The following is a 24969-nucleotide window of genomic DNA, read 5'->3' as shown; positions in this document are numbered from 1 at the left end:
TCCTCATCCCAAAGCCCCGGCTGGGCGCGGCGCATGCAGACCAGCCAGCGCATGGGTCAGGCAGGCCAGATGGCCGCCCATTCGATCCGCGACGGTGATCGCGGCGCTTCCGGCGCGAACCCCACCCTCAAAGACAAGGACGACTAGACGATGGCTTTCAAGCGATCCTCCGCAAGCTATGGGCCAAGCCCGTTCCCCGAAACGCCTTACCAGAAGGCGGGTCAAATCTGGGACGAGCGTATCGGTTCCGCCCGCGTGCAGGCGAAGAACTGGCGGCTCATGGCGCTCGGCTGTCTCGGGCTTTGTTTTGTCACCTCCGGCGCGCTGGTCTGGCGGAGTATGCAATCGACCGTCACGCCCTATGTCGTGGAAGTCGATGAGACAGGCGCGGCAAGAGCCATTGCTCCGGCAACGGAGCGCTACACCCCGACAGACGCCCAGATCGCCCATCACCTGGCCAACTTCATCACCCATGTGCGGGGCCTTTCCGTTGACCCTGTCGTCGTTCGCGAGAACTGGCTGAGGGCCTATGATTTCGTGACAGACCGTGCTGCGACCACGCTCAACGAATACGCTTCGGCCAACGATCCCTTTGCCGATGTCGGCCGCAAATCCCGCACCGTGGATGTGGTCAGCGTCGTGCGCGTGTCCGATGACAGTTTCCAGGCCCGCTGGATCGAGAAGACCTATGAGAATGGCGCGCTGGTCCGCGCCCAGCGGTTCACCGGCAATTTCACCCTCATCACCCAGCCGCCGACGGACGCCGAGACCCTGCGCGCCAATCCGCTCGGCCTTTATGTCCATGCCCTGAACTGGGGTCAGGACCTTGTCACAGGAGAATGATCCCCATGCTTCGTATCCTCACCGCCGCTTCCGCCATGGCGCTATTGTCAGCCTGCGCCACGACTGAGCTTGAGCCCATCGACGCCAGCGCCTTTGTCGCCGCGACGCCGGTCGAAGATCGCGCCGACTATCCGGTCGAAATCGTAGAGACCGCCGTGGCGCTTCCGCTGCCCGGCCAGATGATGCCGGTCGGCGCGCGGGTCACCACCTCTCCCGATGGCAGCGTGACACGGACTTATACGAGAACCGTCAGCGCTCCATCGGTCTCCCCCGCCGAAGCCATCCAGCAGGGCCGCACCAGCGCTCTCATTGAGCCTTCGGTCGATGGCTATGTGAACGCGATCCAAGTCTATCCCTATACCGAGGGCGCGCTCTACCGGCTCTATGCGAGCCCCGGCCAGGTATCGGACATTGCCCTGCAGCCCGGAGAGGAACTGGTCTCGGTTTCGGCGGGCGACACGGTCCGCTGGGTCGTCGGCGACACGATTTCAGGATCGGGCGCAACGGCCCGCGCGCATGTGCTGGTCAAGCCGATCAGCTCCGGCATCCGCACAAACCTGATGATCGCCACTGACCGGCGTACCTATCACCTCGAACTCGAAAGCACCGACGGCGGTTATATGGCCGCGCTCTCCTGGCGCTACCCGGCCGATGAACTGGCAGGCCTGACCGCCCGCAACGAACGCGCCATCGCCAGAGACGCGGGCAGCATTGAGCGCGGCCTGACACTTGAGGGCCTCAACTTCGACTACCGACTCTCCGGCGACAGCCCCGACTGGAAGCCGGTGCGCGTCTTCGATGATGGACGGCAGGTGTTCATCCAGATGCCTGAGGACATTGCCACCACCGACATGCCGCCTCTGTTCGTGCTGGGCGCGGACGGCGACGCCGAACTCGTGAACTACCGGGTGCGCGGCAATTATTATGTCGTCGACCGGCTGTTCCGCGCGGCGGAACTGCGCCTCGGCGAGCGGAACCAGACGGTTGTCCGCATCTCGCGCAATGAGCGCCGCTCGCCGCTGGCCGCGATCTTCGGGGACTGAGGAAGATGTCCGAGCCCATTCCCTTTGACGAGCATGCCGAGCGGCTGAAGATCCGCTCCAGCCCGAAGCCGGTCACGCGGGTCAACCGCAAGGTCCTGATGGTCGGCGCAGGCCTTGGCGTGCTCGCCCTGTTCGCGGCGATGAGCATTGCGCTCAAACCGCCGACAGCCGTCGATCCGGACTCCCGGCGCGAGCTCTACAACACGACCAACACGCGCAAGCCCGAAGGCCTCTCCACGCTTCCGGCAAGCTATAGCGACATCGCGCCATTGGAGGATCGCATTGCGCGCCTTGGCCCGCCACTCTCCGGCGATCTCGGCGCGACCATGCTGCGGGCTGAACGCGAACTGGGGATCGAACCGGAATACGTCACCCGGTTCGAGGACGATTTCCGCCCGAACCCCGCCGATGAGGCCGAACGCGCAAGACGCATGCGCGAGGCGGCGCTTGCCGATGAAGCGGCCCGCGCACCGGTCTTCTTCCGGCTCGATTCTCAGAGCGGCACGGCAAGCGCCACCGACACGCGCCCAGCCTATCGCGACCCCGCGCTTGATCTTGGTTCGGAACTGCTCGCGCTCGCCGCCCTGCCGCAAGGCGCGCCGTCCGCGTTCGGTCAGCCAAACGATACCAATCTCCAGTCGCGCAAGCTCGCCTTTGCCGCGGAAGGTATGGAAAGCGAGATCTACAATCCGCACGGCGTCGAGGACCCGGCCTCACCTTATCAGGTCATGGCGGGCACGCTGATCCCGGCCTCGCTGGTCACCGGCATCAACTCGGACCTCCCCGGCACGATCGTCGCGCAGGTCACCCAGCCCGTCTATGACACGGTCACCGGGCAGTATTTGCTTATCCCGCAAGGCTCGCGGCTGATCGGGCGCTACCAGTCGGAAGTCTCGTTCGGTCAGGACCGCGCGCTCGTGACCTGGGACAGGATCATCTTCCCGGACGGATCCTCCATCGTCATCTCCGCGCCGGGTGCTGATGCCCAGGGCTTTGCGGGTCTGTCTGACCGCACCGACCATCACTGGGACCGTGTGTTCGTGGCAGCCGGATTGGCGACCATTCTGGGCGTCGGGGCCGAGCTTGGCGCGGACGGTGACGGCGACCTTGAGCGCGCTATCCGCCGCGGCACGACGGACACGGTCAACCAGGCCGGTCAGCGCGTCGTCGAGCGTAATCTTGGCATCCAGCCAACCATCCGCGTGCGGCCCGGCTGGCCCGTGCGCGTGGTCGTCACCCGCGACCTCATTCTCAGACCCCACCCCCAAGGAGCCACACGATGACCCTTCGTCTTGGACAATTACCTGACCGCACGCCGGTGCGAATGAGCCTTTCGGTCGATCCCGACCTCGCCAGCGCGCTCAGCGACTATGCCGAAATCTACCGACAGACCTATGGCGCGGAGGAAAAGCCCGAAGCGCTCATCCCCGCCATGATCGAAAGCTTCCTGGCGTCCGACGCCGGGTTCAAGCGGGCGCGCCGCGCCCTTCACGCCAATGCCAGCAACGAAAGGTAACCTTACAATGGCACAGATCGGCACGTTCACCCTGAAAGATGGCAGCTATACCGGCACCATCCGCACCATGACCATCAATGTCAAAGCCCAGCTTGTTCCCAATGCGGACAAGGTCTCAGACGGCGCGCCAGACTTCCGGCTCTATGCCGGCGGCGCCGAACTCGGCGCGGCCTGGCGTCAGGAAAGCAAGGACGGCGAAACCCCGTATCTCGCCGTGAAGCTCGATGATCCGAGCTTTGCCAGCCCCATGCGCGCGGCCTTCTTCGAGAACGAGAAGGACGGCACAGGCGTCATGGTGTGGAACCGGGCGAAAGCCGGCTGATCGGGAAAGCAGAACCTCCGATGAGCCTGAGCCTGAACGATCTGGAGAAAGGCCGCCGCATCGCGGCGCTCGTCGTGCGCCATTGCGGCGAGAAGTATTTTCCCCTGTTCGACAGGTTCGACCGGGAAGTCAGGGAACGCGCCTCGGCTGTTGACCGGATCGAGGCCGCGCTCGGTGGCGAAACCCCTGCCAAGCCCGGAAAGAGACGTCGCCCTTGATTTCTACAGAAAGGATTGATATGTATTGTTTCCAAGGAAAGGATACCGACATGTCTCAAACGGCAGCGATAGATGCTCAGGAACGGGCGCGGGTGATGACCATGGCCGTGGTCCGGGCTGGGGAAAAGCTTGGCCTTTCTGGCAAGGACATGGCCCTGATTCTGGGAGTTTCGGAACCGACCGTCTCCCGGATGCGCAAGGACGAGTACCGGCTGGAAGAAGGCACCAAGCCGTTCGAACTCGGCGCCCTGTTTGTTCGCCTGTTTCGGTCGCTTGATGCGATCACCGGCGGCGACGGCAAGGTGGCCAATGCCTGGCTGCGCAATGAAAACCGGGCGCTTGGCGGTCGTCCACTCGATCAGATCAAGACGATATCAGGACTGACCCATGGCCTTGCCTATCTGGATTCCAGACGCGCTCCGCTCTGAACGGAAAAGCGTTTCCCGCGTCTTCTGGCGCTGCGTGGAGGCGCAACACATCGTCTCCACGCTTCAGCTTGTTGATACGCTGGATGAGCAGCGCCTGCTCGAAGACATGCTCGAAGCAACCAAGCCGCCGGTGCCGCCCGACTGCGCGGGTCTTCACTATCTCTACATGACGCCGTTCCGCTACGGCCTCTATCCGAACGGTTCGCGGTTCCGCCGTGCCGGACCGACGCCCGGCGTCTACTATGTGTCCGAAGAACCGGCGACCGCGATCATCGAAACCGCGTTTCATCTACTGATCTTCTATGCGGACTCTCCGGGCACGCCATTTCCAGCTCGCCCTAGCGAGCACACCGCATTCGACGTGCCGGTCCGCACCGATGCCGCGATCGATCTTATGTCAAAGCCGTTCAGCGACGCTGCCGACCTCTGGATGCATCCCAACGACTACGAAGCGTGCCAGCAACTCGAAGAAGTCGCGCGTACCGAAAGCATCCAGCTGATCCGCTATGCCTCTGTCCGCGACCCTCAGCACCGGCCCAACTCCGCCATCCTCACCTGCGCCGCCTTCGCCGCCAATGCCCCCACTCAGAACCAGACCTGGCGGCTCTGGTTCAACAAGGCGGGCGTGCATGCGATCTGCGAATTTCGGGGAGAGAAATTCAGCATACCAGCCACTTCCTGGGATGCCGATGCGCGAATGCGGACTATCGATTGGGAGGTTCCGTCGAACCAATGAATATTGACGAGTATGAATCGAGCGGACGAGCACTCTACGCAGAGCTTTGCGACGTCGTTGCGGAATTGCTGGATCGCGCAATTCAGAATGCTCAAGGGTTCAGACTTCAACAAATTCAGTCCCGTGCAAAGGATCCGATATCTTTGCGGGCAAGGCTCAAGCAGGCAGGTGCAATTGAGTCAGAGGAAATCGAAACTGTACGCAAAGACCTAGCCGGGTGCCGTATTGTTTTTTACACTAACAATGACGTCAATCGCTTCGCAACCTCGGGCCTTTTGGGAGACCTCTTCGAGATCGATTGGGATCGCTCGAAATTCCATCAACCCGGACCGGGCGCTGAGGACGCCGAAAAGCTCTTTCAGTCTTACAATTATGTCGTCCGGCTAAAAGACGACCGCACGACGCTCGTAGAATATGACCGGTTCAAAGGCCTCTGGTGCGAAGTCCAGGTTCAAACGACGCTGAATCACGCCTGGGCGGAAATGGCCCACGACATCATCTACAAACGGCCAGAGATCAAAGGGTTCGGCGACCGTGATTTTGCAATGATTGAGCGCCGACTCGGCGAGGTTATGCGCAATCACCTTCTGCCGGCGGGCTATGTCTTTCAGAAAATCGCAAGCGATGTTCAACGACTCATGGAAGGGAAAGCGCTGTTCGATCTCGGCGCGGTGGATGCGATCTTGAGCGCGCCCGACAATAATGAACGCAAGGATGCGGCCGAACGTCTGCGCGACGATATTCTGCCCTACTATGACGATCCGCAGACCGAGTTTCCGGACATAAGGGAAAAACTGAAACAGGCTTGGCTAGCGGCTCACGACACCGCCACGAAATCCCGTGAAACCCCATTTGGGAATTATCCCGGCGCAGAGCCACATGACGTTGCAAAAGTCATTGCCGATATTCTCGAACGATATCGATATCTCGATCCTGAAGCGACTTACGCTGCAATCCGCGACTTGTTTGTTCAAACGAACAATCCAGACTCTCGCAAGCATTTGATAGGTCTCGCGGAAAAGCTGTCTGCACACACATTGCAGGTCTGGGAAAAATATGGACCGATCGCGCAAACGCGCCTCGCCAACGCTCTCAAGGCGGAAGAGAATCTTGATGCCATGGCGCCGATTGCAGCAACGATTTGCGGCGAAATTCTGAAGCCGGACATCACCGGGACGTCCTCAAGCTCCAACACGGTCACGTTTCACACCGGCGCGATCATCTATAGCGATGCCCTTGCGGCCGCTCGCCGCAACGCCCTCGACGTGCTCATTCTATTGGCGGTGGCCGCCCCATCGGAAGACGATCAGCGCCTCGCCATCTCCAATCTGTTTATCGCCGGCTCCGGCCCGCAACACGGGGCCTACAGCAATGACGTGATGGCGATGATCTTGGACGACAGCGCCCATCTGCTGCACGCGCTTCAACCGATCCTGACACAAAAGCCCATGGATGTGCGACAGGATTACGAACAGCGAATCTTGCATTTGTGGCGGCGTTATCGTTCGTTGTCGGACGACCTTATGCGCGACGCGAAAGTCGCCAAGGCGCGGACGCAATTGATCGACACCATTTTTGCGCTACGCGATGCGCTCAATGTAGACGAGGAGTTTGTTATCTTCAAAACTCTCGTCGGTTTCAGATCTGTGTTTCCACATATGTGGGAGGATAACGGATTCGATTTCAGAAAGGATCAGCGCATACGCGATCAGCGCCAGGATGAACTGCTCGACAGCATATCGGAGGAGACTTGGGGAAACTGGAAGCAGCGTCTGGGTCGCGCCGCAGCGGTCCAGTCGAATGATCTCGCAACCTTTCCGCCTCTAGTCCGGTTTTTTGAACAGATCGCGAGGCGCCACCCTACCTTCGGCATGAACCTGCTAAATGATCGTGATTTGCTCCCATACTGGACCCTTGCCCCTCTGGCGGTCGCACTCTTAGAAACTGACGCGCGTGTGGACGCGAAGGCCGCGTTGCTCGCCTGGGCAGAAAAAGGTGAGTTCCTGCCGGAGATCGCATCGACGGCGAGGTTCACTAAGACGGTTGATCGCGAGCTCGTCCTGCGCGTTGTGGAAATCTCAAGAGACAAGACGGACCAACACGCCTGCGTCATGCTGCTGGAAGCGGCAACCCGCCGTTTCGTCGATGACAAGGCGTTTTGGCGAGACAAGGTTTTCTTTCCGTGCCTCTCCACGCTTCATGCTGCGGGAAACCACCGATGGATCGATTACACATGGTTTTCGGCTCAGGGAGATTCGTTGTTTGCGGACCTCAGCGCCGCGCAGCGCGCGGCCCTGCTTGACGCCATGGCGGACGCGCCGACAATCGACTATCACGCTGAAGCCATTCTCCTCCCTCTCGCCCGTCAGGATCATATCGCCGTTCTGGAGTATTTCGGCCGGCGGATCGCCAGCGCGGAGGAAGAAGGTCGTGAACTCTTCGACGCCGTTCCCTTCTCCTTTCACGAGGTCAACAAGGCGCTTCAGTCTCACCCGAAAGACGTGCTCAATGCTCTGCGCCGCTGGAACGATGCGGACGGCGTCAACGCGCGGTGGCAGCTGTCGCATTTTCTGAGCCGGGTCTATCCAGAATTTGAATCGCCTCTGCCGGAAACGCTCACCGCGCTGATCAACGGTGCTGATGGCGATACGCTGGCCTTTGTCATATCGCTCCTGGAGGGATTTGAAGGACGCGAAACGCTGCTGCCGATCCTGCGCGCTATCCTCGCTTCCGATGCGGCGACCGACGACATCGAAAAGACAGTTTCGCTTGTCTTTCAAGAAACCGGAATGATGACCGGAGAGTTTGGCGCGGCAGAGACCTATCAGGCGAAGGCGGATTCGATCAGGTCGTGGCTTGATGACGCTTCTGGGCGCGTCAGGGCGTTTGCCGAAAAGGAAATCCGCTCTCTGGAACGTAGAGTGGCTGCGGAAAACCGGCGTGCTCAGGAAGAGATCGCTCTGCGACGGCTCGACTATGGCGAGCCCCTTACGGATGCAGATGAATAGCCAAAAAAAAGGTCCTCCGGCACTATTCTGACCGGAATTGCCCGTCTTGTTGATTTTGCGCCCTTTGCAAACTAAGCCGCCCATTCCGGATTCTCCCGATCAAACAGCTCCATGATCCGCGCATCAAAAGGATGCGCGATCTTCAACAGCTCTTCGCGCCGATATTCGAGTGAGCCGCCGTCGCCATAGACGGGTCTTGTCGTCTTGTGGCCCATGAGCAGGCAGCGCAGGCCGTAATCGATATTGGCTTCCTGCATGCGCTTCTCGAAGGCGTGTCGGAATGAGTAGATCTTGTGGTCCGGCGACTCCAAGAGGCCGCGATTGCGAAAGTTCTTCATCATGTTTGCGGAGAAGAGCTCACCCTTGTCGTAATAATGGGCGAAAGCGCGCGGTGCAGCGCGCTTTGCCGCTTCGAGTGCGATGCCGACCAGCGGAATGTCCCGCTCGGAGGTGTCGGTCTTCACTTCGCGGTCAGTCCGCGCGCGGATCGAGATGTAGGGCACCGGTTCATCGATATGAAAATCATCGACACGAAGATTTATGATCTCGCTCGGGCGGCACCCTGATTCGATCAGCATCAACGTGATGAGCTGCAATTCCGGCCGCCATTTGCGTGTCGCGCCGGGCGCCAGAATTTTCTCTCGTACCCAGTCGGATGAGAAGGGCGGCACCTCAGTCCGGGCCTTCGCCTTGAAGTGCATGTTGCGGAACGGGTTCGGTCGCTCCTCCTCGCCGATATGCTTGAAATAGTCTGCGTAAAGGGAGCGGATATTGCCGATGTGCCGGTTGGCGGTGTTTGGCGCGATCGGCGTCGTCGTCTCGTCCTTCGGTTTGACCTGCTTTGCCCAGTGTTTCTGATAGTCGAGGGCAAGTTCGCGGGTGATCTCCTCAAGCGCAATGTCGCCGGCGAAGTCGATGAAATACTGGATCGAGGTCCGCTTGGTCTTCTCCCAGGAAGCGCGCTGGTTCGGTGATTTGTAGAGCTGCGCGTTGTACGCGATCTCGCCGACATAGACCTCGAAGGCTTCGGAGACGCTGATGGTCGGCTTCGGCGCCCCGCCAAGCAGCGCTTCGGCATCTCGCTCCCTGGGGATTTCGGCAGGCCCTGCGTTCTGATGAACCGCCAGCAATCTGGCCAAGGCTTCCTCAAGGGGGGCGACCGTCGCGAGATGATCGATTGGCTGATAGGTGAAACCACTCGCCAGCGCCTTGACCGTCGCCATGCGGTAGCGACGGCGAACCGCCTCAGAGGTTTCCCGATTGGACGAGGGGTGGGCCTCTTCGGCGATCTTGAGCGAGGCCCAGTAATGGTCGTCGGCTTCGGCCAGCAGGTCACGCTTGTAGCGGGCCTGGTCAATCGACGTCGTGCCGAGCGATTCCTTGATGCGCTTGCGGCAATCAAGGTGAGCGAACTTGCTCGGCACACGTCGGTTGTACCACCAGACGCGGCCTCGCTGTTCGAGGTAGGAGTTGTCGTCGACGCGCTTCATGACGCCGACCATTGGTCCACAATCTGGTCCCAATTTGGTCCACAGATTCCGGCCATTCTATGCAAGGCGATGCAAACGGAACCGAAAATTCCGTTTGCTTTCAACCCTTTAAGCGGAGACCATTTCGAGAGAAATGGCGCGAGTGACGGGGCTCGAACCCGCGACCTCCGGCGTGACAGGCCGGCACTCTAACCAACTGAGCTACACCCGCGCAGATATGGCACCGCTTGTTCGCGGTGAGGCGCCTGATTAGACAAGGGCGCGGGCGCGGTCAAGCAGGAACTGCCATGAGATTGCCATGACTTGCAGCTAGCGCCATATGGACCCTTGGAATAAGCCACAAAGACCCATGAAACGTATACTTATCTTCGCTGGTGCGGGCATCGCCCTCCTTCTCGTTATCCTGGCAGCCCTGCCCTATTTCATCCCGAGTTCGGTCTACCGGACACAGATCGAAAAGGCGGCAACCGGCGCGCTTGGCCGTGACGTCAATGTCGGTGGAGATGTCTCCATTTCGGTCTTTCCGGTGATTTCGGCTTCGGTCGAAGATGTCACAGTCGCCAACCCCGAAGACTTTGACGACCCTCACATGATCGAGGCTGGCGCCCTGCGCGGATCGGTCAAGATCTGGCCGCTCTTTACCCGCCGAGTTGAGATTGGCGAGCTGTCTTTTGAAGACGCCTCCGTCACGCTGACCCGGCTTGAGAACGGTGAGGTCAACTGGGCGCTGGGTGCACCTGACGCCGGCGACGAGCCTGACGGCGAAACGCAAGCAGGCTCCCCTTTCTCGGCAAGCATCAGCCGGGCAAGCCTGCGCAATGCCAGCCTTGTCTATGACGACCGGCAAAGCGGTAAGCGCTACGAACTGCGCGACCTGGACCTGGAAGCCTCTCTCAGGGGAGAAACGGAACCCCTTACGGCAAAAGCCCGTGGCCGGTTCCAGGAAGAGGTCTTCAATATCGACCTGACCGTGAATACTCCCAAGACGCTGATGGATCAGCGGGCCACCCAGATCGACTTCGAGCTCGGCTCCGATCTCGGCAATGCGCGGTTTGACGGCAGCCTTGAGAATGCGGACACCATGCAGCTTGATGGCCGCTTTTCCGCTTCCCTGCCCCAGATCGCAGCCCTGACGGACTTCCTGCAGATCGAGACACCGATCGACACAAAGCCGCTTGGCGGCATTGAAGCGCGCGGATCCGTCTCGGGCACGGTTCCGAACCTCGCGCTGATTTTCGATGAACTGGCTCTGTCCGGAGATGGCTTGAATGCCAAATATGGCGGGCGCGTCACGCTGTCAGGGACACCGGAGTTCGATGGGGACGCAAACATTGCGATTCGCAATGTGAGTGGCTTCGTCGAGAGCCTTGGCTTGAGCATCGAACAACTCGCTGCTTTTCAGCAGGTTTCCTTTTCCGGGCATGTCGCCGGGCCAGCCGATGCAATGGATTTGTCCGGCATTGAAGCTCGAACCAGCAGCCCCAGCCTTACCGCCAGCTATGAAGGCAACGTATCGACAGCCGGCAATGGCAAGCTCGATGGGCGCTTCAACGCGGAAAGCCCCCAGCTGGGCCGGCTGCTTGAACACTTTGGGATCGTTGTCCCCGAGGATGAAACCTTCAGCTCGGCACGGCTGGCAGGTGATCTTGCCGGAAGCTTCATGGCACCGAGCATCGAGAACGGCACCTACAAGATCGACAAGACTGAAGCCAGCGGCGCGCTGTCGGCCGACCTGACCGGTGAGCGCCCGCTATTGCGCGCTGATCTTGATATGAAGACGCTCGATATCACGCCTTTTATCGGCGCAGCCGAACAGCCCCGGAAAGAGACGAATGGCTGGAGCGACGAGCCGTTGAACCTGGATGGGCTCAATTTGGCGAATGCCGATCTCAAGCTTGCGGCGGAAACCATCAAGATCGGCGACATATCGCTCGCCAATGCCGACCTGGCCGCCACTCTCAACAATGGACGTCTCGATGCGAACCTGAATCGCTTCTCGAGCTTCGGCGGTGACTGGCAGGGCAAGGCAACGGTTGATGCCTCCGCCTCACAGCCCCGTCTCGCTTTTGCCATGGGCGCCAACAGTGTCAGCGCCGAATCGCTCCTCGGGACACTTGCCGGGTTTGACCGCCTGAAAGGCACCGGTCGATTTGCGGTCGACGTTACCTCGCAAGGGGCAAGCCTTCGCCAGATCGTCAGCGCTCTTGATGGCACCGCAGAGCTCGACCTCGCCGATGGGGCCCTGTCGGGCCTGAACCTCGGCCAGCTTTTCAGATCGGCCTCATCGCTCAAGGATGCGCTCACCACAGGCAATCTCGATATGACTTCCCTGAAAAGCGTCGTGTCGCCCGAGGCCGAAACCGACTTCACCTCGTTCAAGGGCAGCCTCGCCATGTCCGACGGGGTCGCGAACGTTCAATCGCTGTCTCTGGCCAATTCCGTGATGGACGTGACGGGCAGCGGCGAGATCAATCTCGGCGGCCGCACCCTCGACCTGAAACTGACGCCAGCCATCGACAAGACCGGGCAAGGCAATGCCTCAACGGTGCAGCTGAATGGCATTCCAGTGCCGCTGCGTATCTCCGGAAGCTGGGCATCTCCGAGCTTTGCGCCCGACCTGTCGGCCGTACAGTCCGCCTTGACCTCGGAACTGCGCAATGCTGCCGGAAAAGCCATTGGGCAGGATCTGGAAGGCGAGCTGGGCGCGATTATCTCGGGCGCGATTTCAGGTCAGACGCCCGGCAGTTCGGCGGATAACAAGCAGAATTCCGATAGCGGCGAGGCCCCAGCATCCGACAGCCCTGAGGAAGAAGGAAAGCCAAGCCGGGAAGAGGATGCCATAAAAGATGCGATCGGCGCGATTTTCGGGCCGAGGAAAACCGAAGAAGCGCCCAACTAGCCCATGCGCCGGTGACGCCGGTTTGCCGCGTCCTGGAGCTGTATCACCGAGGTGTCTGCGTCGCCACTGGCGCGCTTTGTGGCGAGCGCTTCATCGGCCTCCTGCTGGGTGAGCACCGGGAAGAGATGTGAGAGCTTCTCGAGCGGTTGCGGGCGGCTGATCATGAAACCCTGGAGCTCGTCACACCCGATTTCCGTCAGGAACTGCTTCTGACTTTCGGTTTCGACACCTTCCGCCGTGCAGGTCATGTTAAGCGCCCTTGCCAGCTCCAGCGTGGCCTGCGTGATGGCGCGGCTGTCGTCATTGTGATCGATATCTTCGACAAAGCTTTTGTCGATCTTAAGCTTGTCGAACGGGAAGCGGCGCAAATAATTCAGGGAAGAAAAGCCCGTTCCAAAGTCATCCAGCGCAATTCTGACCCCGATATCCTTGAGCTGGTTCAAGCGGTCCAACGTAAACTCGGTATCGCTCATCAACACCGATTCCGTGATTTCAAGCTCCAGACGTGACGGATCGATCTGGTTGACCGCAAGCGCATTCACGATCGTGGTCACAAGGCTCGAACTATGGATTTGCAGTGGGGAAATATTCACCGAAATCCCCATATCGTCAGGCAGACGCCGAGCGGCGAAGAGCGCTTCCCGGAGGGCCCAGTCGCCGAGCCGCGTGATAATTCCGCTGTCTTCTGCATGCTGGATGAAATTGTTCGGACCGATCAGGCCGCGGCTTGGATGATTCCAGCGGATCAGCGTTTCGCACCCCACGATACGGCCGGTATGGGCACACATTTGCGGCTGGAAGTACAAGGTCAGTTCCTCGTTCTCCAGGGCCCGGTGAAGGTCAAGCTCAATCCCGCGGCGAGCCTTGGCCTTCTCCGCAAGCTCGGGCGTAAAGACACACCAGGTCCGCTTGCCGGACTCCTTGGCCTGGTAGAGCGCCAGGTCTGCGTGTTTCAGCAGGGTGTCTATATCCATGCTGTGCTGCTCGACAATGCGTACGCCAATGCTGGCACCGCAATGAACAATGGAGCCCCATATCTCATACGGCTCATTCAACCGGTCACTGAGGTTCTGAATGCAGTCGAGCAGCGCGTCGCGGCCGTGCATCTCCACCAGGATCGCGAATTCGTCGCCACCGAGGCGGGCGATGATCTCGGCCGATCCAATATGCTCGTTCAGCCGGCTGGCCACCTGACACAGGAGCTCGTCGCCAGCCGGATGGCCCAGCGTGTCATTCACCCATTTGAAATTGTCGAGGTCCAGCCAGAGAAGCGCGCGTTCATTGCCCTCTTCCACCGGCGTCAGAGCGATTTTCTCAAGCTGCTCATGCAGGCAGGCCCGATTCGGCAGGCCCGTAAGAGGATCATAATGCGCCATATAGGCAATCCGGTCCTCGATCGCCTTCGACTGGGTAATGTCGGATGCCACGCCCCTGAAACCGATGAAGCGGCCGACTGTGTCGTAGATCGGCTTCCCGGTCAGCGACCACCATGCGCCATCTTCATTGTCGACGTTCAGGACGAGATCACGGAAGCCCTGCTTGCGTTCCAGACACCGCATGAGGGTGTTTTTCGTATCCGTCGGGAGGAAAAGCGATCCAATATCGCCGCCCTTGGCCATAGCCTGGAAACTACTGCCCTTCTCACCAAGCGTCGGCATGGGGATGTCGACCAGAGTCCCGTTGGCATCCGTTTGCCAGAGCCAGTCGGAGGTACTTTCTTCGAAGTCGCGCAACAAAAGTCCGATGAGCTGGGCCTGCTGCTGAATGGCAAGGCCGCTCAGATGCTGTTCGATGAACTGCCGGTGGGACCATTTCGTCGTCACCCAGAGAACCCCGGCATAAACCAGTGCAAGGACTGACAGATAGTCATTACGCGGATCCTGCCAGAGCTGAAGCCCGACGATGTAGCCGATCGTGATCGGGATCAGGAACGAGAGTGCCGCCTCCGGGATCCGGCTGATCAGGATAACACCACCGAACATCATCCCCGCCATGATGATGCTGACCGTCATCTGACTATTATAGTCCGTAAACGGCATGACCAGAAGCGGCAGCACACCCCAGATCATGCCCAACAGTGAGGAGAACCGTGCGTAACGCTCGATGCCCTTCTGTGTACCAATCACGGACGGCGGCGTCCGGGGATCGCGTTTTTTATGTTTGTTGCGCGAGGCAATGTTCGCGCCCAGCATGACGGCTGTGGCGGCAAGCAGCGTCACGCTCCATATCCCAAGCAGCCGCGCCGCCGGCGTATTCCAGAAGGACATCACGACCACGGCCGCGTTGATGACATTGGCCAGGCCGACTATGGGGGTTAGCCGCCCTACGGTCTGAAGCTGCCGCGCCCTTATGACGGGTTGCTGTTCCTCGGGCACCTCAACGGGGCGCAAGACACCTGTAATGGAATAACTGTCGACATCGTGCTTTTTGCGATGACCGAACATCCCACGTCCCCATATCACACTCTCAGATTATCATTAATCGGAAAGCATGAAGATCACCGAAGCCGAAAAGGAGAAATTTTATCTATCTGGACCCGCCACTGATGTTGATTAGATTGCGGGAATGACGACGTCGCCACTTATTCTGACCCTCGACCAGGGCACAACATCAAGCCGGGCCATCGTTTTTGACCAATCCGGCAAAATGGTTAGCTCCGCACAGACTGAGTTCCGGCAGCACTATCCATCATCGGGATGGGTCGAGCACGATGCCGAGGACATCTGGGAGACAACACTCGATACAGCCAGGGAGGCGCTGGAGACGGCCGAAGCCCGTGTAGAGGGCACTGTCGCCTGCATCGGCATTTCAAACCAGCGCGAAACAACCCTTGCCTGGGACCGGCGCGACGGACGGCCCGTAGCGCATGGGATTGTCTGGCAGGACCGGCGCACAGCCTCCTTTTGCGAGCAGCTGAAGGCGCAAGGGCATGAAGAGGATATCCAGGCCCGCACCGGCCTGACCATTGATCCGTATTTCTCCGCGACCAAGCTACGTTGGGTTCTCGACAATGTCGAAGGCGCCCGTGAGCTGGCCGAGCAAGGTCATCTCGCCTTCGGAACCGTCGACACATTTCTTATCTACCGCCTGACCGGCGGCAAGGAGCATGTCACGGACGAAACCAATGCGAGCCGGACCCTGCTCTACAACATCGCCGAGGGCGCCTGGGACAAACGTTTGCTGGAGATCTTCTCCATTCCCGAATCCGTGCTTCCGGAGGTCCGGCCAAGTGCGGCGGAGTTCGGGGAGATCTCGCCGGAGCTTCTCGGGCGCTCTCTTCCAATCCAGGGCGTGGCCGGAGATCAGCAGGCGGCCGCCTTCGGACAAGCCTGCTGGCACCCAGGCATGGTCAAAAGCACCTATGGCACCGGCTGCTTTCTGCTCGCGAACACAGGCAACAAGCTTCTGCACTCGAAGAACCGCCTGCTCTCCACCATAGCGTGCCGCACTGGAGCCGAAACGCAATATGCCATCGAAGGCTCAATCTTCGTGGCAGGGGCAATTTCCCAGTGGCTGAGGGACGAGCTCGGGCTTGTCCAAACGGCGGCGCAGACAGAAGCGCTCGCGTCAGGACTGGATAACAATGACGGCGTCTATATCGTTCCGGCCTTTACCGGGCTCGGCGCCCCGCACTGGAATGCCGATGCTCGCGGCATGATTCTCGGCCTCACGCGGGCAAGCAACCGGGCCGTGCTCGCGCGCGCGGCCCTGGAATCGGTTGCCTATCAGACGCGCGACTTGCTCACCGCTCTCCACGCCGACGGGCTAGAAACAGAGCGCATTCGTGTGGATGGGGGCATGACCGAGAATAACTGGTTCATCCAGTTTCTTGCCGACATTCTGGACACACCGATTGACCGCCCGGACATCATCGAAAGTACCGCCCGCGGGGCGGCCTTCCTGGCCGGGCTGCAGGCGGGAGTATTCTCGTCGACAGAAGCGATTGAAGCGCTCTGGAAAGCCGAACGGTCCTTCGTGCCAGAGATGCAGAGCGAGCGTCGCAACGCACTCGTTTCCGGCTGGGACAAGGCGGTCAAAACCGCCCTCTTCCGGGCCAGCCTCGATCACTAAAGCAAGATAGGAATGGTCGGAGCGGCGGGATTCGAACCCACGACCCCTTGTCCCCCAGACAAGTGCGCTACCGGGCTGCGCTACGCTCCGACTGGCTGTGCTTTAAAGGCCGTTGATGGCGAATGCAATCGCAATGGCTGCGTCAGGCTGCCTTTGCCAGACGCGCCTTGTCGAGACGCTGCTTGATATCCTCAAGATCGGCCAGCATGGCTTCCAGCTTGGAGCGGGAGGCGGGTGGCGGGGCGTCTTCGGCTTCTGTTGCCTCGAACGCATCGCGGATGGTCTGCTGCAGCTCACGCGCGGGACTGGCCTGTGCCGCTTTCTCCGCACCACATTTCAGGATCGCCTCGCCGGCGAGAACCTTTTCAACGCCCTGCTCATTGATGAGCTGCCCGGCGCCCTTCAGCGTCATGCCCCGCTCGTGGACAAGCAGCTGGATGGCTCTCAGCGCCTGCATGTCTTCCGGGCGGAACATACGACGCCCATCGGGGCGCTTCATCGGCTTGAGATGTTTGGTGAACTTGCCTTCCCAGTAGCGAAGGACGTGCGGCTGCAAGCCAAGCTCATCCGCAGCTTCCCCGATCGAGCGGTAGGCATCGGCGGACTTTTCAACTTTTCTGGCAGCAGCGGGCATGAGCTTCCTCTCTAGTGGCTGTCTTCGACCTTGTCTTTAAGCATGGGAGAAGGCTTGAAGGTGACCACACGCCGCGCCGAAATCTTGGCTTCGACACCGGTTTTCGGATTACGACCGGCCCGGGCAGATTTCTTGCGGACGACAAAATTGCCGAAACGGGAAAGCTTCACTTCGCTTTCCTGTTCAAGGCTGCGCCCGATCATGTCGAGCATTGTGTCGAGAATGTCGCCTGACTCCTGACGGGTCAGCCCGACTTCCCGGACAATCGCATCGGCGAGTTCTACGCGGGTGATGGTTTTGCTGGTCACGTCATCAGCTCCTCTGGTTAACAGATACGGCCGATTTCTTAACAAAAGAATTACAGCCGGAAGAGAGAGGCACCCCATGAAAAGCCGCCGCCCATGGCTTCGCTTAGCACAAGATCCCCGGGTTTGATCCTATCGTCGGAAATCGCTGTATGAAGCGCAAGGGGAATCGAGGCCGCCGACGTATTCCCATGCTCGGCCACCGTCGAAACCACCTTGCCCTCTTCGAGCCCCAACTTCTTGGCGACACCGTTGAGAATGCGCTGGTTGGCCTGGTGAGGCACAAACCAGTCGATATCATCTATCGAATATCCGGTTTCAGCCAGAACATGCTGGATCGCGCTCGAAATATTGGTCACGGCATGACGGAAAACCTGATTTCCCTGCATGCGGACATGACCGATGGTTCCGGTCGACGAGACCCCGCCATCGACATAAAGCAGGTCGCTCTTGGTGCCATCAGTGCGGATATGATGGGCGATAAGACCTTCATCCGCCCCGCCCTCACCGGCTTGAAGCACAGCGGCCCCGCTGCCGTCACCGAACAGGACGCATGTCGAGCGATCCGACCAATCCAGGATGCGCGTGAATGTTTCCGCGCCGATCACGAGCGCCGTATTGAACAGGCCCTGCTTCAGCATCGAGTCGGCCGTGGCAAGCGCGAACAGAAAGCCCGAGCAGACGGCCTGAATATCAAAGGCCGCGCCGCCCTTGACCCCGAGCTTGGCCTGAACGGCGGTCGCGGTGGCCGGAAAGGTCTGGTCCGGTGTGGTCGTGGCCAGGACAATCAGGTCGACATCTTCAGGGCCGAGACCGGCATTGCGAAGGGCTTCCTTCGAAGCCTCGACGGCCAGGTCGGAGGTCATTTCGCCTTCAGCCGCAATATGGCGGGCGTGAATCCCTGTTCGCTCCCGAATCCACTCGTCAGACGTGTCGACCATTTTCGCCAGGTCTTCATTGGTGAGAATACGGCTCGGCAGGTAGGCACCAGTGCCCCGGATAAAGCTTCGTCTTGTTGTCATCACTCTACAGCTTCTGGAGCGATTCCGAGTTGGGAAACGCGTTTTAGCCCCGACGCGATCTCTTCCATGTAGTGGCTCTTTGCAAGATCGGCAGCCAGTTTCACAGCAGTCGCATAGCCCTCGGCATCCGTACCGCCATGACTTTTGACAACTACGCCATTCAGCCCCAGCAGGACGCCACCATTAACGCTGGACGGATTGAGCTTGGTGCGTAGATCCCTCAGCCCTGAGGCGGCTAGCGCAGCACCAGCTTTTGACAGCAGGCTGGATGTCAGCGCCTGGCGGACATAGGTCGAAATCAGGCGCGCGGTGCCTTCGGCGGTTTTCAGGGCGACATTGCCGGTAAAGCCATCCGTGACGATCACATCCACGACGCCCATGGAAATGTCATTGCCCTCGACATAGCCCTTGAAATCAATTCCGAGGTCGCGCGTGCGGAGGATCTCTCCGGCAAACTTGATCGCGTCCTTACCCTTCTCGTCTTCGGCGCCGATATTGAGCAAGGCCACACTGGGGCGTTCCTTGCCGAAGACAGCGCGGGCATAGGATTCCCCCATGATCGCGAATTCGATCAGCAGGTCTGCATCGGCTTCGAGATTGGCGCCGACATCCAGAACAACGGAACGGCCTTTCAGGGTCGGCCACAGGGCTGTCATGGCAGGACGGCGAACGCCTTCCATCTTGCGCAAGCCCATCATCGCCATGGCCATCAGCGCACCGGTGTTGCCAGCCGAGACACCAGCGGCGGCGTCGCCCTGCTTAATCGAATCGATCATACCCCACATGCTCGTCCCCCGGGCCTTGCGCAAGGCCGAGGAAGGTTTCGCGCTCATGCTCACGACATCGGCATGGTCGACGATGCTGCAGCGGCTTGCCAGCCCGGACGCATTGACCAGTGAGGTGAGTTCGGACTCCCTGCCGTGAAGGATGAAGCGGACATCCTCATTGGTCCGGCAAAACAGTTTCAGTCCTTCAAGCACGACCTCCGGGGCTGCATCACCGCCCATTGCGTCGATCGACAATGTAGTTGGAGTCATCACATGCTCTTAGCAGCTTTGGACATCGGGACACTAAGCCTGACATGCCCCAATCGCAACTCAGCGAAAACAAGTCGGCTGCGCTTTTTTTCTGCAGGAGATCACCATCCGGGATACCCCTCCATCACGCGGGCCATATCCGCTTTCCGGAGCCTGTCATGGTCTGCCAGCAGCCTCTCTGCCAAGGCTTCGCATCCCTCAGCACTTGCGAGCGTATTGCGCTCCAGCACATCCCTCAATTGAGGGGGCGGGGCGCTGCTCTCGATCGCCGCTGTGACGGCCTGGCCAAGCCCAAAGAACGCTTCTCCCATCTTTCTGATCTTGCGGGCAATCGAGGCATCCCCGACGCCAGTTTCCCGCAAGGCATCATCGAAAGACTGAAAGAGGCGGCGGTAAAGCTCCGCCGAAATCGCCTGTCCTTCCGGCCCTTCGCGCTCAAGGAGCGGAAAGATGAGGGCGGCATACAGCGCCGTCGCCTGGAAACGCCCTTCGAGGGTATCGGGCAGCCGGTCTTCACCGAAGAGCGATGGCGTGCGGGCCTTTGAGACAATCTCGCCATAAAGCCGGGCCGCGACAGTGGATCTGTGGTGACGGGTCGGAAACAAGGTCCGGCTGAGCCAATTCATTTCTGCGCTCCGTAACTTGCCATCTGCCCCGCGAGGCCTGTAATCGATAGTCGAACAAAAGGATACCCGCATGAAGAAGACGGCAATCATTGCGAGCGTCGCTTTCGCGTTTCTGTCGACGGGCTGCATTTCCTCGATGCAGTCCTATCATGGCTATGCGCCCGACGAAGTCGCGCCTGATTCGGTGACTCCCGGCGTGGATACACGCTCAAGCGTTCTGGCGCAGCTCGGCTCGCCAAGCACCAAGAGTGCGTTTGACGAGAACACCTGGGTCTATATCACCACGATCCAGAAGCGTTTCGCATTCTTCCGCCCCAAGATTGATACGCGCACCGTGACGGCAATCCGCTTCAGTGACGAAGACGTTGTCGACGAGGTCCTGAAATACAATCAGGAAGACGGTCGGGTCATCAATTACGCCTCTCGCGAAACGCCGACCCGCGGCCGCGAACTTGGCCTGTGGGAGCAGATCTTCGGGACGGTTGGCCAGGTGGCACTTCCCGCCACGGACGAGCGCACGCCCAGCAATCCGACCGGGCGTCGCTAGCCTTCCCGGATTATCGACGAAACAGCAAAAAGCCCCGGTCTATCCGACCGGGGCTTTTCTTTTTATACGCTTGCAAAGCTGGGCCCGATCAGGCGTGCGCCAAAACGGCCAGCATCAAGAGCGCCACGATATTGGTGATCTTGATCATCGGGTTCACGGCCGGGCCGGCGGTATCCTTGTAAGGGTCCCCGACCGTATCGCCCGTAACGGCAGCCTTGTGGGCTTCGGAGCCCTTGCCGCCATGATTGCCGTCTTCAATGTACTTCTTGGCATTGTCCCAGGCCCCGCCGCCGGACGTCATCGAGATCGCCACAAAGAGACCCGTGACAATCACACCAAGCAGCATCGCACCGACCGCGGCAAGCGCCGAGGAAATGCCCGCGATCAGCCAGACAATGGCCAGGAGGACGATGGGCGACAGCACAGGCAGCAGGGAGGGGACAACCATCTCCCGGATCGCGGCCTTCGTCAGCAGGTCGACGGCCTTGCTGTAGTCAGGCTTCACTTCGCCTTTCATGATACCCGGCATCTCCCGGAACTGGCGGCGGACTTCCTCCACAACGGCCTGCGCGGCCCGACCGACAGCCATCATCGACATGCCGCTGAACAGGAAAGGCAACAGCCCGCCGAACAACAGCCCGACAACCACATAGGGATTGGCGATCGAGAAGTTCACCGCATCCACATTGGCAAAAAAGCTGCCTTCTTCCGCGGTTCGGGCGAAGTACTGCAAGTCCTGATTATAGGCGGCAAACAAGACCAGGGCCCCGAGACCGGCGGAGCCGATCGCATAGCCCTTGGTGACCGCCTTGGTCGTGTTGCCCACCGCATCGAGTGCGTCCGTCGTGTCGCGAACCTCGCTCGGAAGCTCAGCCATTTCGGCGATGCCGCCAGCATTGTCCGTCACCGGCCCGAACGCATCGAGCGCGACGATCATGCCGGCCAGGGCCAGCATCGTTGTCGTCGCGATGGCGATACCGTAAAGGCCCGCCAGATTGAAGGTCAGCACAATACCGGCAATGATCGTGATGGCCGGAAGTGCCGTCGACTCAAGCGAGACGGCCAGCCCCTGGATGACATTCGTGCCGTGCCCCGATTCCGAAGACTTCGCGACGGAGCGGACCGGGCGATAACCGGTGCCGGTATAGTACTCTGTGACCACAACTATGAGCGCGGTGACCCCGAGGCCGGCGACACCACAAAAGAAGAGATCCAGACCGCTCACACTGTTGGCCAGGCCAAGGGCCTCACCAGCATCCTCCAGGACACCGAAGCCATTGGGCAGGCCCCAATTGATCGCAATAGCCAGACCGATCAGAGAGAACACACCCGTTGCGATCAGCCCCTTGTAGAGCGCGCCCATGATATTCGTGGAGCCCTGTCCGAGGCGGACAAACCATGTCCCGGCAATCGAGGAAACGATGCACACCGCACAGATCGCGAGCGGCAGCAGCATGATCGAACCGAGATAGCCCAGCCCGCCGAAGTAGATCGCGCCTAGAACCATGGTGGCCACGATGGTCACGGCATAGGTCTCGAAGAGGTCTGCAGCCATGCCGGCACAGTCACCGACATTGTCGCCAACATTGTCGGCGATGGTGGCCGCATTGCGCGGATCATCTTCCGGAATACCGGCTTCGACCTTGCCGACCATATCCCCGCCGACGTCGGCACCCTTGGTGAAAATGCCACCGCCTAGCCGGGCAAAGATGGAAATCAGCGACGCCCCGAACCCGAGCGCGACGAGGCCATCGACCACGGCCCGGTCATTCGGCTCGAAACCGACAAGGCCTGTCAGAATGCCGTAATAGGCGACGACACCGATAAGGGCGAGCCCGACAACGAGAAGCCCCGTGACGGCGCCAGACTTGAACGCCATGGCCAGGCCGTCCTGAAGGCTCTTGCTCGCGGCTTGCGTGGTGCGCACGTTCGCCTGAACGGAAACCTTCATGCCGATGAAACCGGCAGCCCCGGACAAAACCGCCCCGATGACGAAACCAAGCGGCACCTCCCAGCTACGAAATGCAATGAAAAGAAGGACAACGACCGCTGCCCCCACCATTGCGATGGTCGTATACTGCCGGTTCAGGTAAGCATTCGCGCCCTCCTGAATGGCGGATGCTATCTCCTTCATGCGGTCTGACCCCGCATCGGCTTTCATGATCGAGTTTGACTGCAGCCAGCCATAGAGCACGGCCGCAAATCCGGCTGCAAGTGCTATCCAATACCATAGGCTCATCTTGGCCCTTCCTCCCTTATTTTGCCTATTCTGCGGTCAAATTTGCGGAAAAGGCTTTTTTTCATGTGACTCGTCACTGCCAAAAGCAAAGGAGATAGGCAAGCAGCTTCACACGAAGGGCGGGATTGTGCGCAAAGTTTTTAGTGCTGATAACCGGATTTGGCGGGCAGTGTGACGGGCTCACCCTCAAGATAAGCGCTTACACCTGCCCCTGAGACCACTTCGCCGATTCGAGTGGCGGATATCCCGGTCTTCTCGAGCGCGCCATGACACTCAGATACCCTGTCGCGGTCTACGGTAAACAGGGTTTGGTAGTCGTCCCCGCCGGTCGCAAGCGCAAGCATACGCTCCAACGAAGGCGACGAGAGCGCCCATGGAACCCGGCCCAGATCGATTGCGATACTGACGTCGCTTGATTTCGCGATGTGGGCGGCGTCGGAGATCAGCCCATCGGAAACATCGATCGAGGCTGACGCGTAATGCGAGATAATGGCAGCGATCTCAATATCCGGGATGTTCGGAACCCGGTAATGCTCGGCAAGCGCCGTTTGTTGTCGGGATCGAACATGCTCAAGCCCGGCTGTGCCGGCCCCGATCTGACCGGTAACCATCAAGACGTCGCCAATGGCCGCGTTTGCCCGCGAGACAGGCTCAGGCCCATGACAAAGCCCGGTCAGGAACAGCGTCACAACCAGGGGGCCGGAGGTGCGGACAATGTCCCCGCCGAGAAGATCGATATCCCACTGGTCGAGATCCTTGCGCAGCCCGCCGCTGAACGCCGCAAAGTCCTCTTCGGAAAACGTGTCCGGAAGCGCCAGAGAGAGAAACGCCTCCTCGGGCCTGGCGCCCTTGCAAATGATGTCAGAGACATTCACCCGGGCAAGCTTTCGCGCGACCGTTTCAAGCGGATCGCTCTTCAAGAAGTGAATGCCCTCCACCAACGTATCCATCGTGGCAATACGCTGGCCGGCCGGCTCGCGGCGCAATTTGGCGATATCGTTTTCCAGGCCCATGGCGTTCGGGCTTGTGGCAATGGGCTTGAGGTAGCGGTCTATCCAGTCGAATTCTGACATGGACCCAACAGATTACGTGCCACGAAGGTCGTTGGAGACATTATCCAGAATGGCATTGACGAAGTTCGCTTCCGATTTCTCGAAGAAATCATGCGCCAGCGTAACATACTCGTCCAGAAGGACCGCCTTTGAGAGATGCTGCTGCTGAATGAGTTCAGCGGTGGCCGCTCTCAGAATGGCCCGCGTGGTGGCATCAAGGCGCGAGAGCTTCCAGCCTTTCGACAGCCGCTTGAGAATGGCCGCATCGACTTCATCCTGATGATCGACAACAGCCCTTACCACTGTCTTGAAAAGATCCGGGTCGGCTTCTTCAACGGGCTCTTCATCCGGGCCGAAGCCGAGACGGTCTTCCATGAATTCACGGATCACCGCTTTCGCGCTCTCGCCCGTCTGCTCCATCTGGTAGAGCGCCTGCACCGCGGCCAGCCGGGCCCCTGCTCGCCGGGCGCGAATGACCTCAAAGGGAAGCTTCTGATCTTGCATTAGCCCACAAACTTCTTCCGCAACTTCAGCATGGCGAGGCAGGCGAGCGCCGCATCGCGCCCCTTGTTCTTCTGCGCCCGCTCGGCGCGCGCGAGCGCCTGTGCTTCATTCTCGACCGTCAGGATACCATAGCCGATTGCGAGGCGGCGTTCGACGGCAAGGGTCATGAGGCCTCTCGCACTCTCTCCGCAGACATAGTCATAATGGCTTGTCTCGCCACGGATAACGCAGCCAAGCGCGATGTAACCGTCATACTGAGCACTGTCGGCAGCCATGGCGATAATCCCTGGCACCTCAAACGCGCCGGGCACTTCAATCGTTTCGATGACGACATCCTCATCGGCAAGCGTTTCTGCAACCCCGGCTTCAAGCTCGCGGGAGATATGCTCGTAATAGCGTGACGTCGCCACAAGAATCCGGTGCGCCATT

23 protein-coding genes and 2 tRNA genes are annotated in these 24969 nt (G+C 59.9%); 12 read left to right on the top strand and 13 right to left on the bottom strand.

The window, feature by feature from the left end; all coding sequences use genetic code 11:
• Positions 1-150 precede the first annotated feature (150 nt).
• The 9 genes from trbF to B8784_RS03200 are packed head-to-tail and all read left to right on the top strand — an operon-like array spanning position 151 to position 8114.
• Entirely contained in the window at positions 151-843 is a 693-nt protein-coding gene (gene trbF / locus B8784_RS03240) for a conjugal transfer protein TrbF (protein WP_084396180.1), read from the top strand.
• Positions 844-848: 5 nt separating this feature from the next.
• Positions 849-1886 (top strand): P-type conjugative transfer protein TrbG, encoded by a 1038-nt coding sequence (gene trbG / locus B8784_RS03235; RefSeq protein WP_084396194.1) that lies wholly within the window; start codon positions 849-851, stop codon positions 1884-1886.
• 5 nt (positions 1887-1891) lie between these two features.
• The gene (locus tag B8784_RS03230) at positions 1892-3169 is read left to right on the top strand and encodes a TrbI/VirB10 family protein (protein ID WP_084396179.1); all 1278 of its coding nucleotides are present in this window, start codon (positions 1892-1894) and stop codon (positions 3167-3169) included.
• Positions 3166-3402 carry a DUF2274 domain-containing protein gene (locus tag B8784_RS03225; protein ID WP_084396178.1) on the top strand — a complete coding sequence of 79 codons (237 nt, stop codon included), beginning with the start codon at positions 3166-3168 and terminating at the stop codon, positions 3400-3402. Before B8784_RS03230 ends, B8784_RS03225 begins: the two co-directional genes overlap by 4 nt.
• 7 nt (positions 3403-3409) lie before the next feature.
• The gene (locus B8784_RS03220) at positions 3410-3724 is read left to right on the top strand and encodes a DUF736 domain-containing protein (RefSeq protein ID WP_084396177.1); all 315 of its coding nucleotides are present in this window, start codon (positions 3410-3412) and stop codon (positions 3722-3724) included.
• Positions 3725-3744: 20 nt separating this feature from the next.
• On the top strand, positions 3745-3942 hold the full coding sequence (locus B8784_RS03215) for a hypothetical protein (protein WP_143435261.1): 198 nt from the start codon (positions 3745-3747) through the stop codon (positions 3940-3942).
• Positions 3943-3992: 50 nt separating this feature from the next.
• Positions 3993-4370 (top strand): MbcA/ParS/Xre antitoxin family protein, encoded by a 378-nt coding sequence (locus B8784_RS03210; RefSeq protein WP_084396193.1) that lies wholly within the window; start codon positions 3993-3995, stop codon positions 4368-4370.
• Positions 4330-5106, top strand: coding sequence for an RES family NAD+ phosphorylase (locus tag B8784_RS03205; protein ID WP_084396175.1), 777 nt, complete (start codon positions 4330-4332; stop codon positions 5104-5106). The genes B8784_RS03210 and B8784_RS03205 overlap by 41 nt, the downstream gene beginning before the upstream one ends.
• A complete protein-coding gene (locus tag B8784_RS03200) occupies positions 5103-8114 on the top strand; it encodes a RelA/SpoT domain-containing protein (protein ID WP_084396174.1) in 3012 nt (1003 codons plus the stop codon). The genes B8784_RS03205 and B8784_RS03200 overlap by 4 nt, the downstream gene beginning before the upstream one ends.
• Positions 8115-8185: 71 nt before the next feature.
• On the opposite strand, the gene B8784_RS03195 is transcribed toward B8784_RS03200, so the two are convergent.
• Both B8784_RS03195 and B8784_RS03190 read right to left on the bottom strand, forming a co-directional pair.
• Positions 8186-9616 carry a DUF6538 domain-containing protein gene (locus B8784_RS03195; protein WP_084396173.1) on the bottom strand — a complete coding sequence of 477 codons (1431 nt, stop codon included), beginning with the start codon at positions 9614-9616 and terminating at the stop codon, positions 8186-8188.
• A gap of 122 nt (positions 9617-9738) precedes the next feature.
• Positions 9739-9815, bottom strand: a tRNA-Asp gene (locus B8784_RS03190).
• A gap of 138 nt (positions 9816-9953) precedes the next feature.
• Here B8784_RS03190 and B8784_RS03185 point away from each other — a divergent pair.
• Positions 9954-12503 carry an AsmA family protein gene (locus B8784_RS03185; protein WP_158085554.1) on the top strand — a complete coding sequence of 850 codons (2550 nt, stop codon included), beginning with the start codon at positions 9954-9956 and terminating at the stop codon, positions 12501-12503.
• Here B8784_RS03185 and B8784_RS03180 read toward each other — a convergent pair.
• The gene (locus tag B8784_RS03180) at positions 12500-14947 is read right to left on the bottom strand and encodes a putative bifunctional diguanylate cyclase/phosphodiesterase (protein ID WP_084396171.1); all 2448 of its coding nucleotides are present in this window, start codon (positions 14945-14947) and stop codon (positions 12500-12502) included. The two genes, B8784_RS03185 and B8784_RS03180, sit on opposite strands and share 4 nt — an antisense overlap.
• Before the next feature lie 121 nt (positions 14948-15068).
• Between B8784_RS03180 and glpK the strand changes: the two genes are divergently transcribed.
• On the top strand, positions 15069-16574 hold the full coding sequence (glpK, locus tag B8784_RS03175) for a glycerol kinase GlpK (protein WP_084396170.1): 1506 nt from the start codon (positions 15069-15071) through the stop codon (positions 16572-16574).
• Between the two features lie 13 nt (positions 16575-16587).
• Here glpK and B8784_RS03170 read toward each other — a convergent pair.
• The 6 genes from B8784_RS03170 to B8784_RS03145 all read right to left on the bottom strand — a co-directional run bounded on the left by B8784_RS03170 (position 16588) and on the right by B8784_RS03145 (position 20198).
• Positions 16588-16664: transfer RNA gene (locus B8784_RS03170), tRNA-Pro, on the bottom strand.
• A 52-nt stretch (positions 16665-16716) separates the two neighbouring features.
• Positions 16717-17208, bottom strand: a complete 492-nt coding sequence (locus tag B8784_RS03165) for a MerR family transcriptional regulator (RefSeq protein WP_084396169.1) — start codon at positions 17206-17208, stop codon at positions 16717-16719.
• A gap of 11 nt (positions 17209-17219) precedes the next feature.
• Entirely contained in the window at positions 17220-17516 is a 297-nt protein-coding gene (locus B8784_RS03160) for an integration host factor subunit alpha (protein WP_084396168.1), read from the bottom strand.
• Positions 17517-17566: 50 nt separating this feature from the next.
• Positions 17567-18535, bottom strand: coding sequence for a beta-ketoacyl-ACP synthase III (locus B8784_RS03155; protein WP_084396167.1), 969 nt, complete (start codon positions 18533-18535; stop codon positions 17567-17569).
• Positions 18535-19572: a phosphate acyltransferase PlsX gene (gene plsX / locus B8784_RS03150; RefSeq protein ID WP_084396166.1), complete on the bottom strand. Its 1038-nt coding sequence runs from the start codon at positions 19570-19572 to the stop codon at positions 18535-18537. The genes B8784_RS03155 and plsX overlap by 1 nt, the downstream gene beginning before the upstream one ends.
• Positions 19573-19673: 101 nt before the next feature.
• The gene (locus B8784_RS03145) at positions 19674-20198 is read right to left on the bottom strand and encodes a ubiquinol-cytochrome C chaperone family protein (protein WP_158085553.1); all 525 of its coding nucleotides are present in this window, start codon (positions 20196-20198) and stop codon (positions 19674-19676) included.
• 70 nt (positions 20199-20268) lie between these two features.
• Here B8784_RS03145 and B8784_RS03140 point away from each other — a divergent pair, with 70 nt between their 5' ends.
• A complete protein-coding gene (locus B8784_RS03140) occupies positions 20269-20745 on the top strand; it encodes an outer membrane protein assembly factor BamE (RefSeq protein WP_084396165.1) in 477 nt (158 codons plus the stop codon).
• 88 nt (positions 20746-20833) lie between these two features.
• Here B8784_RS03140 and B8784_RS03135 read toward each other — a convergent pair whose 3' ends face one another.
• From B8784_RS03135 to ribH, 4 genes are all read right to left on the bottom strand, one after another.
• On the bottom strand, positions 20834-22984 hold the full coding sequence (locus tag B8784_RS03135; protein ID WP_084396164.1) for a sodium-translocating pyrophosphatase: 2151 nt from the start codon (positions 22982-22984) through the stop codon (positions 20834-20836).
• A gap of 140 nt (positions 22985-23124) precedes the next feature.
• Positions 23125-24057, bottom strand: coding sequence for a thiamine-phosphate kinase (gene thiL, locus B8784_RS03130; protein ID WP_084396163.1), 933 nt, complete (start codon positions 24055-24057; stop codon positions 23125-23127).
• 12 nt (positions 24058-24069) lie between these two features.
• Positions 24070-24540 (bottom strand): transcription antitermination factor NusB, encoded by a 471-nt coding sequence (nusB, locus tag B8784_RS03125; RefSeq protein WP_084396162.1) that lies wholly within the window; start codon positions 24538-24540, stop codon positions 24070-24072.
• Positions 24540-24968, bottom strand: a complete 429-nt coding sequence (gene ribH / locus B8784_RS03120) for a 6,7-dimethyl-8-ribityllumazine synthase (protein WP_084396161.1) — start codon at positions 24966-24968, stop codon at positions 24540-24542. Before ribH ends, nusB begins: the two co-directional genes overlap by 1 nt.
• Between the last annotated feature and the right edge of the window lies 1 nt (position 24969).

This window comes from Henriciella aquimarina, assembly GCF_002088975.1.
In the GTDB taxonomy this organism is placed as follows: domain Bacteria; phylum Pseudomonadota; class Alphaproteobacteria; order Caulobacterales; family Hyphomonadaceae; genus Henriciella; species Henriciella aquimarina.
The sequence above is the reverse complement of the archived record's forward strand: the minus strand, read 5'-3'. Positions and strand labels throughout refer to the sequence as shown.

Bases quoted from the DNA above. Each gene is read 5' to 3' on its own strand.
- trbF (WP_084396180.1), top strand. From the start codon at position 151: ATGGCTTTCAAGCGATCCTCCGCAAGCTATGGGCCAAGCCCGTTCCCC.
- trbG (WP_084396194.1), top strand. From the start codon at position 849: ATGCTTCGTATCCTCACCGCCGCTTCCGCCATGGCGCTATTGTCAGCC.
- B8784_RS03230 (WP_084396179.1), top strand. From the start codon at position 1,892: ATGTCCGAGCCCATTCCCTTTGACGAGCATGCCGAGCGGCTGAAGATC.
- B8784_RS03225 (WP_084396178.1), top strand. From the start codon at position 3,166: ATGACCCTTCGTCTTGGACAATTACCTGACCGCACGCCGGTGCGAATG.
- B8784_RS03220 (WP_084396177.1), top strand. From the start codon at position 3,410: ATGGCACAGATCGGCACGTTCACCCTGAAAGATGGCAGCTATACCGGC.
- B8784_RS03215 (WP_143435261.1), top strand. From the start codon at position 3,745: ATGAGCCTGAGCCTGAACGATCTGGAGAAAGGCCGCCGCATCGCGGCG.
- B8784_RS03210 (WP_084396193.1), top strand. From the start codon at position 3,993: ATGTCTCAAACGGCAGCGATAGATGCTCAGGAACGGGCGCGGGTGATG.
- B8784_RS03205 (WP_084396175.1), top strand. From the start codon at position 4,330: ATGGCCTTGCCTATCTGGATTCCAGACGCGCTCCGCTCTGAACGGAAA.
- B8784_RS03200 (WP_084396174.1), top strand. From the start codon at position 5,103: ATGAATATTGACGAGTATGAATCGAGCGGACGAGCACTCTACGCAGAG.
- B8784_RS03195 (WP_084396173.1), bottom strand. From the start codon at position 9,616: ATGGTCGGCGTCATGAAGCGCGTCGACGACAACTCCTACCTCGAACAG.
- B8784_RS03185 (WP_158085554.1), top strand. From the start codon at position 9,954: ATGAAACGTATACTTATCTTCGCTGGTGCGGGCATCGCCCTCCTTCTC.
- B8784_RS03180 (WP_084396171.1), bottom strand. From the start codon at position 14,947: ATGTTCGGTCATCGCAAAAAGCACGATGTCGACAGTTATTCCATTACA.
- glpK (WP_084396170.1), top strand. From the start codon at position 15,069: ATGACGACGTCGCCACTTATTCTGACCCTCGACCAGGGCACAACATCA.
- B8784_RS03165 (WP_084396169.1), bottom strand. From the start codon at position 17,208: ATGCCCGCTGCTGCCAGAAAAGTTGAAAAGTCCGCCGATGCCTACCGC.
- B8784_RS03155 (WP_084396167.1), bottom strand. From the start codon at position 18,535: ATGACAACAAGACGAAGCTTTATCCGGGGCACTGGTGCCTACCTGCCG.
- plsX (WP_084396166.1), bottom strand. From the start codon at position 19,572: ATGACTCCAACTACATTGTCGATCGACGCAATGGGCGGTGATGCAGCC.
- B8784_RS03145 (WP_158085553.1), bottom strand. From the start codon at position 20,198: ATGAATTGGCTCAGCCGGACCTTGTTTCCGACCCGTCACCACAGATCC.
- B8784_RS03140 (WP_084396165.1), top strand. From the start codon at position 20,269: ATGAAGAAGACGGCAATCATTGCGAGCGTCGCTTTCGCGTTTCTGTCG.
- B8784_RS03135 (WP_084396164.1), bottom strand. From the start codon at position 22,984: ATGAGCCTATGGTATTGGATAGCACTTGCAGCCGGATTTGCGGCCGTG.
- thiL (WP_084396163.1), bottom strand. From the start codon at position 24,057: ATGTCAGAATTCGACTGGATAGACCGCTACCTCAAGCCCATTGCCACA.
- nusB (WP_084396162.1), bottom strand. From the start codon at position 24,540: ATGCAAGATCAGAAGCTTCCCTTTGAGGTCATTCGCGCCCGGCGAGCA.
- ribH (WP_084396161.1), bottom strand. From the start codon at position 24,968: ATGGCGCACCGGATTCTTGTGGCGACGTCACGCTATTACGAGCATATC.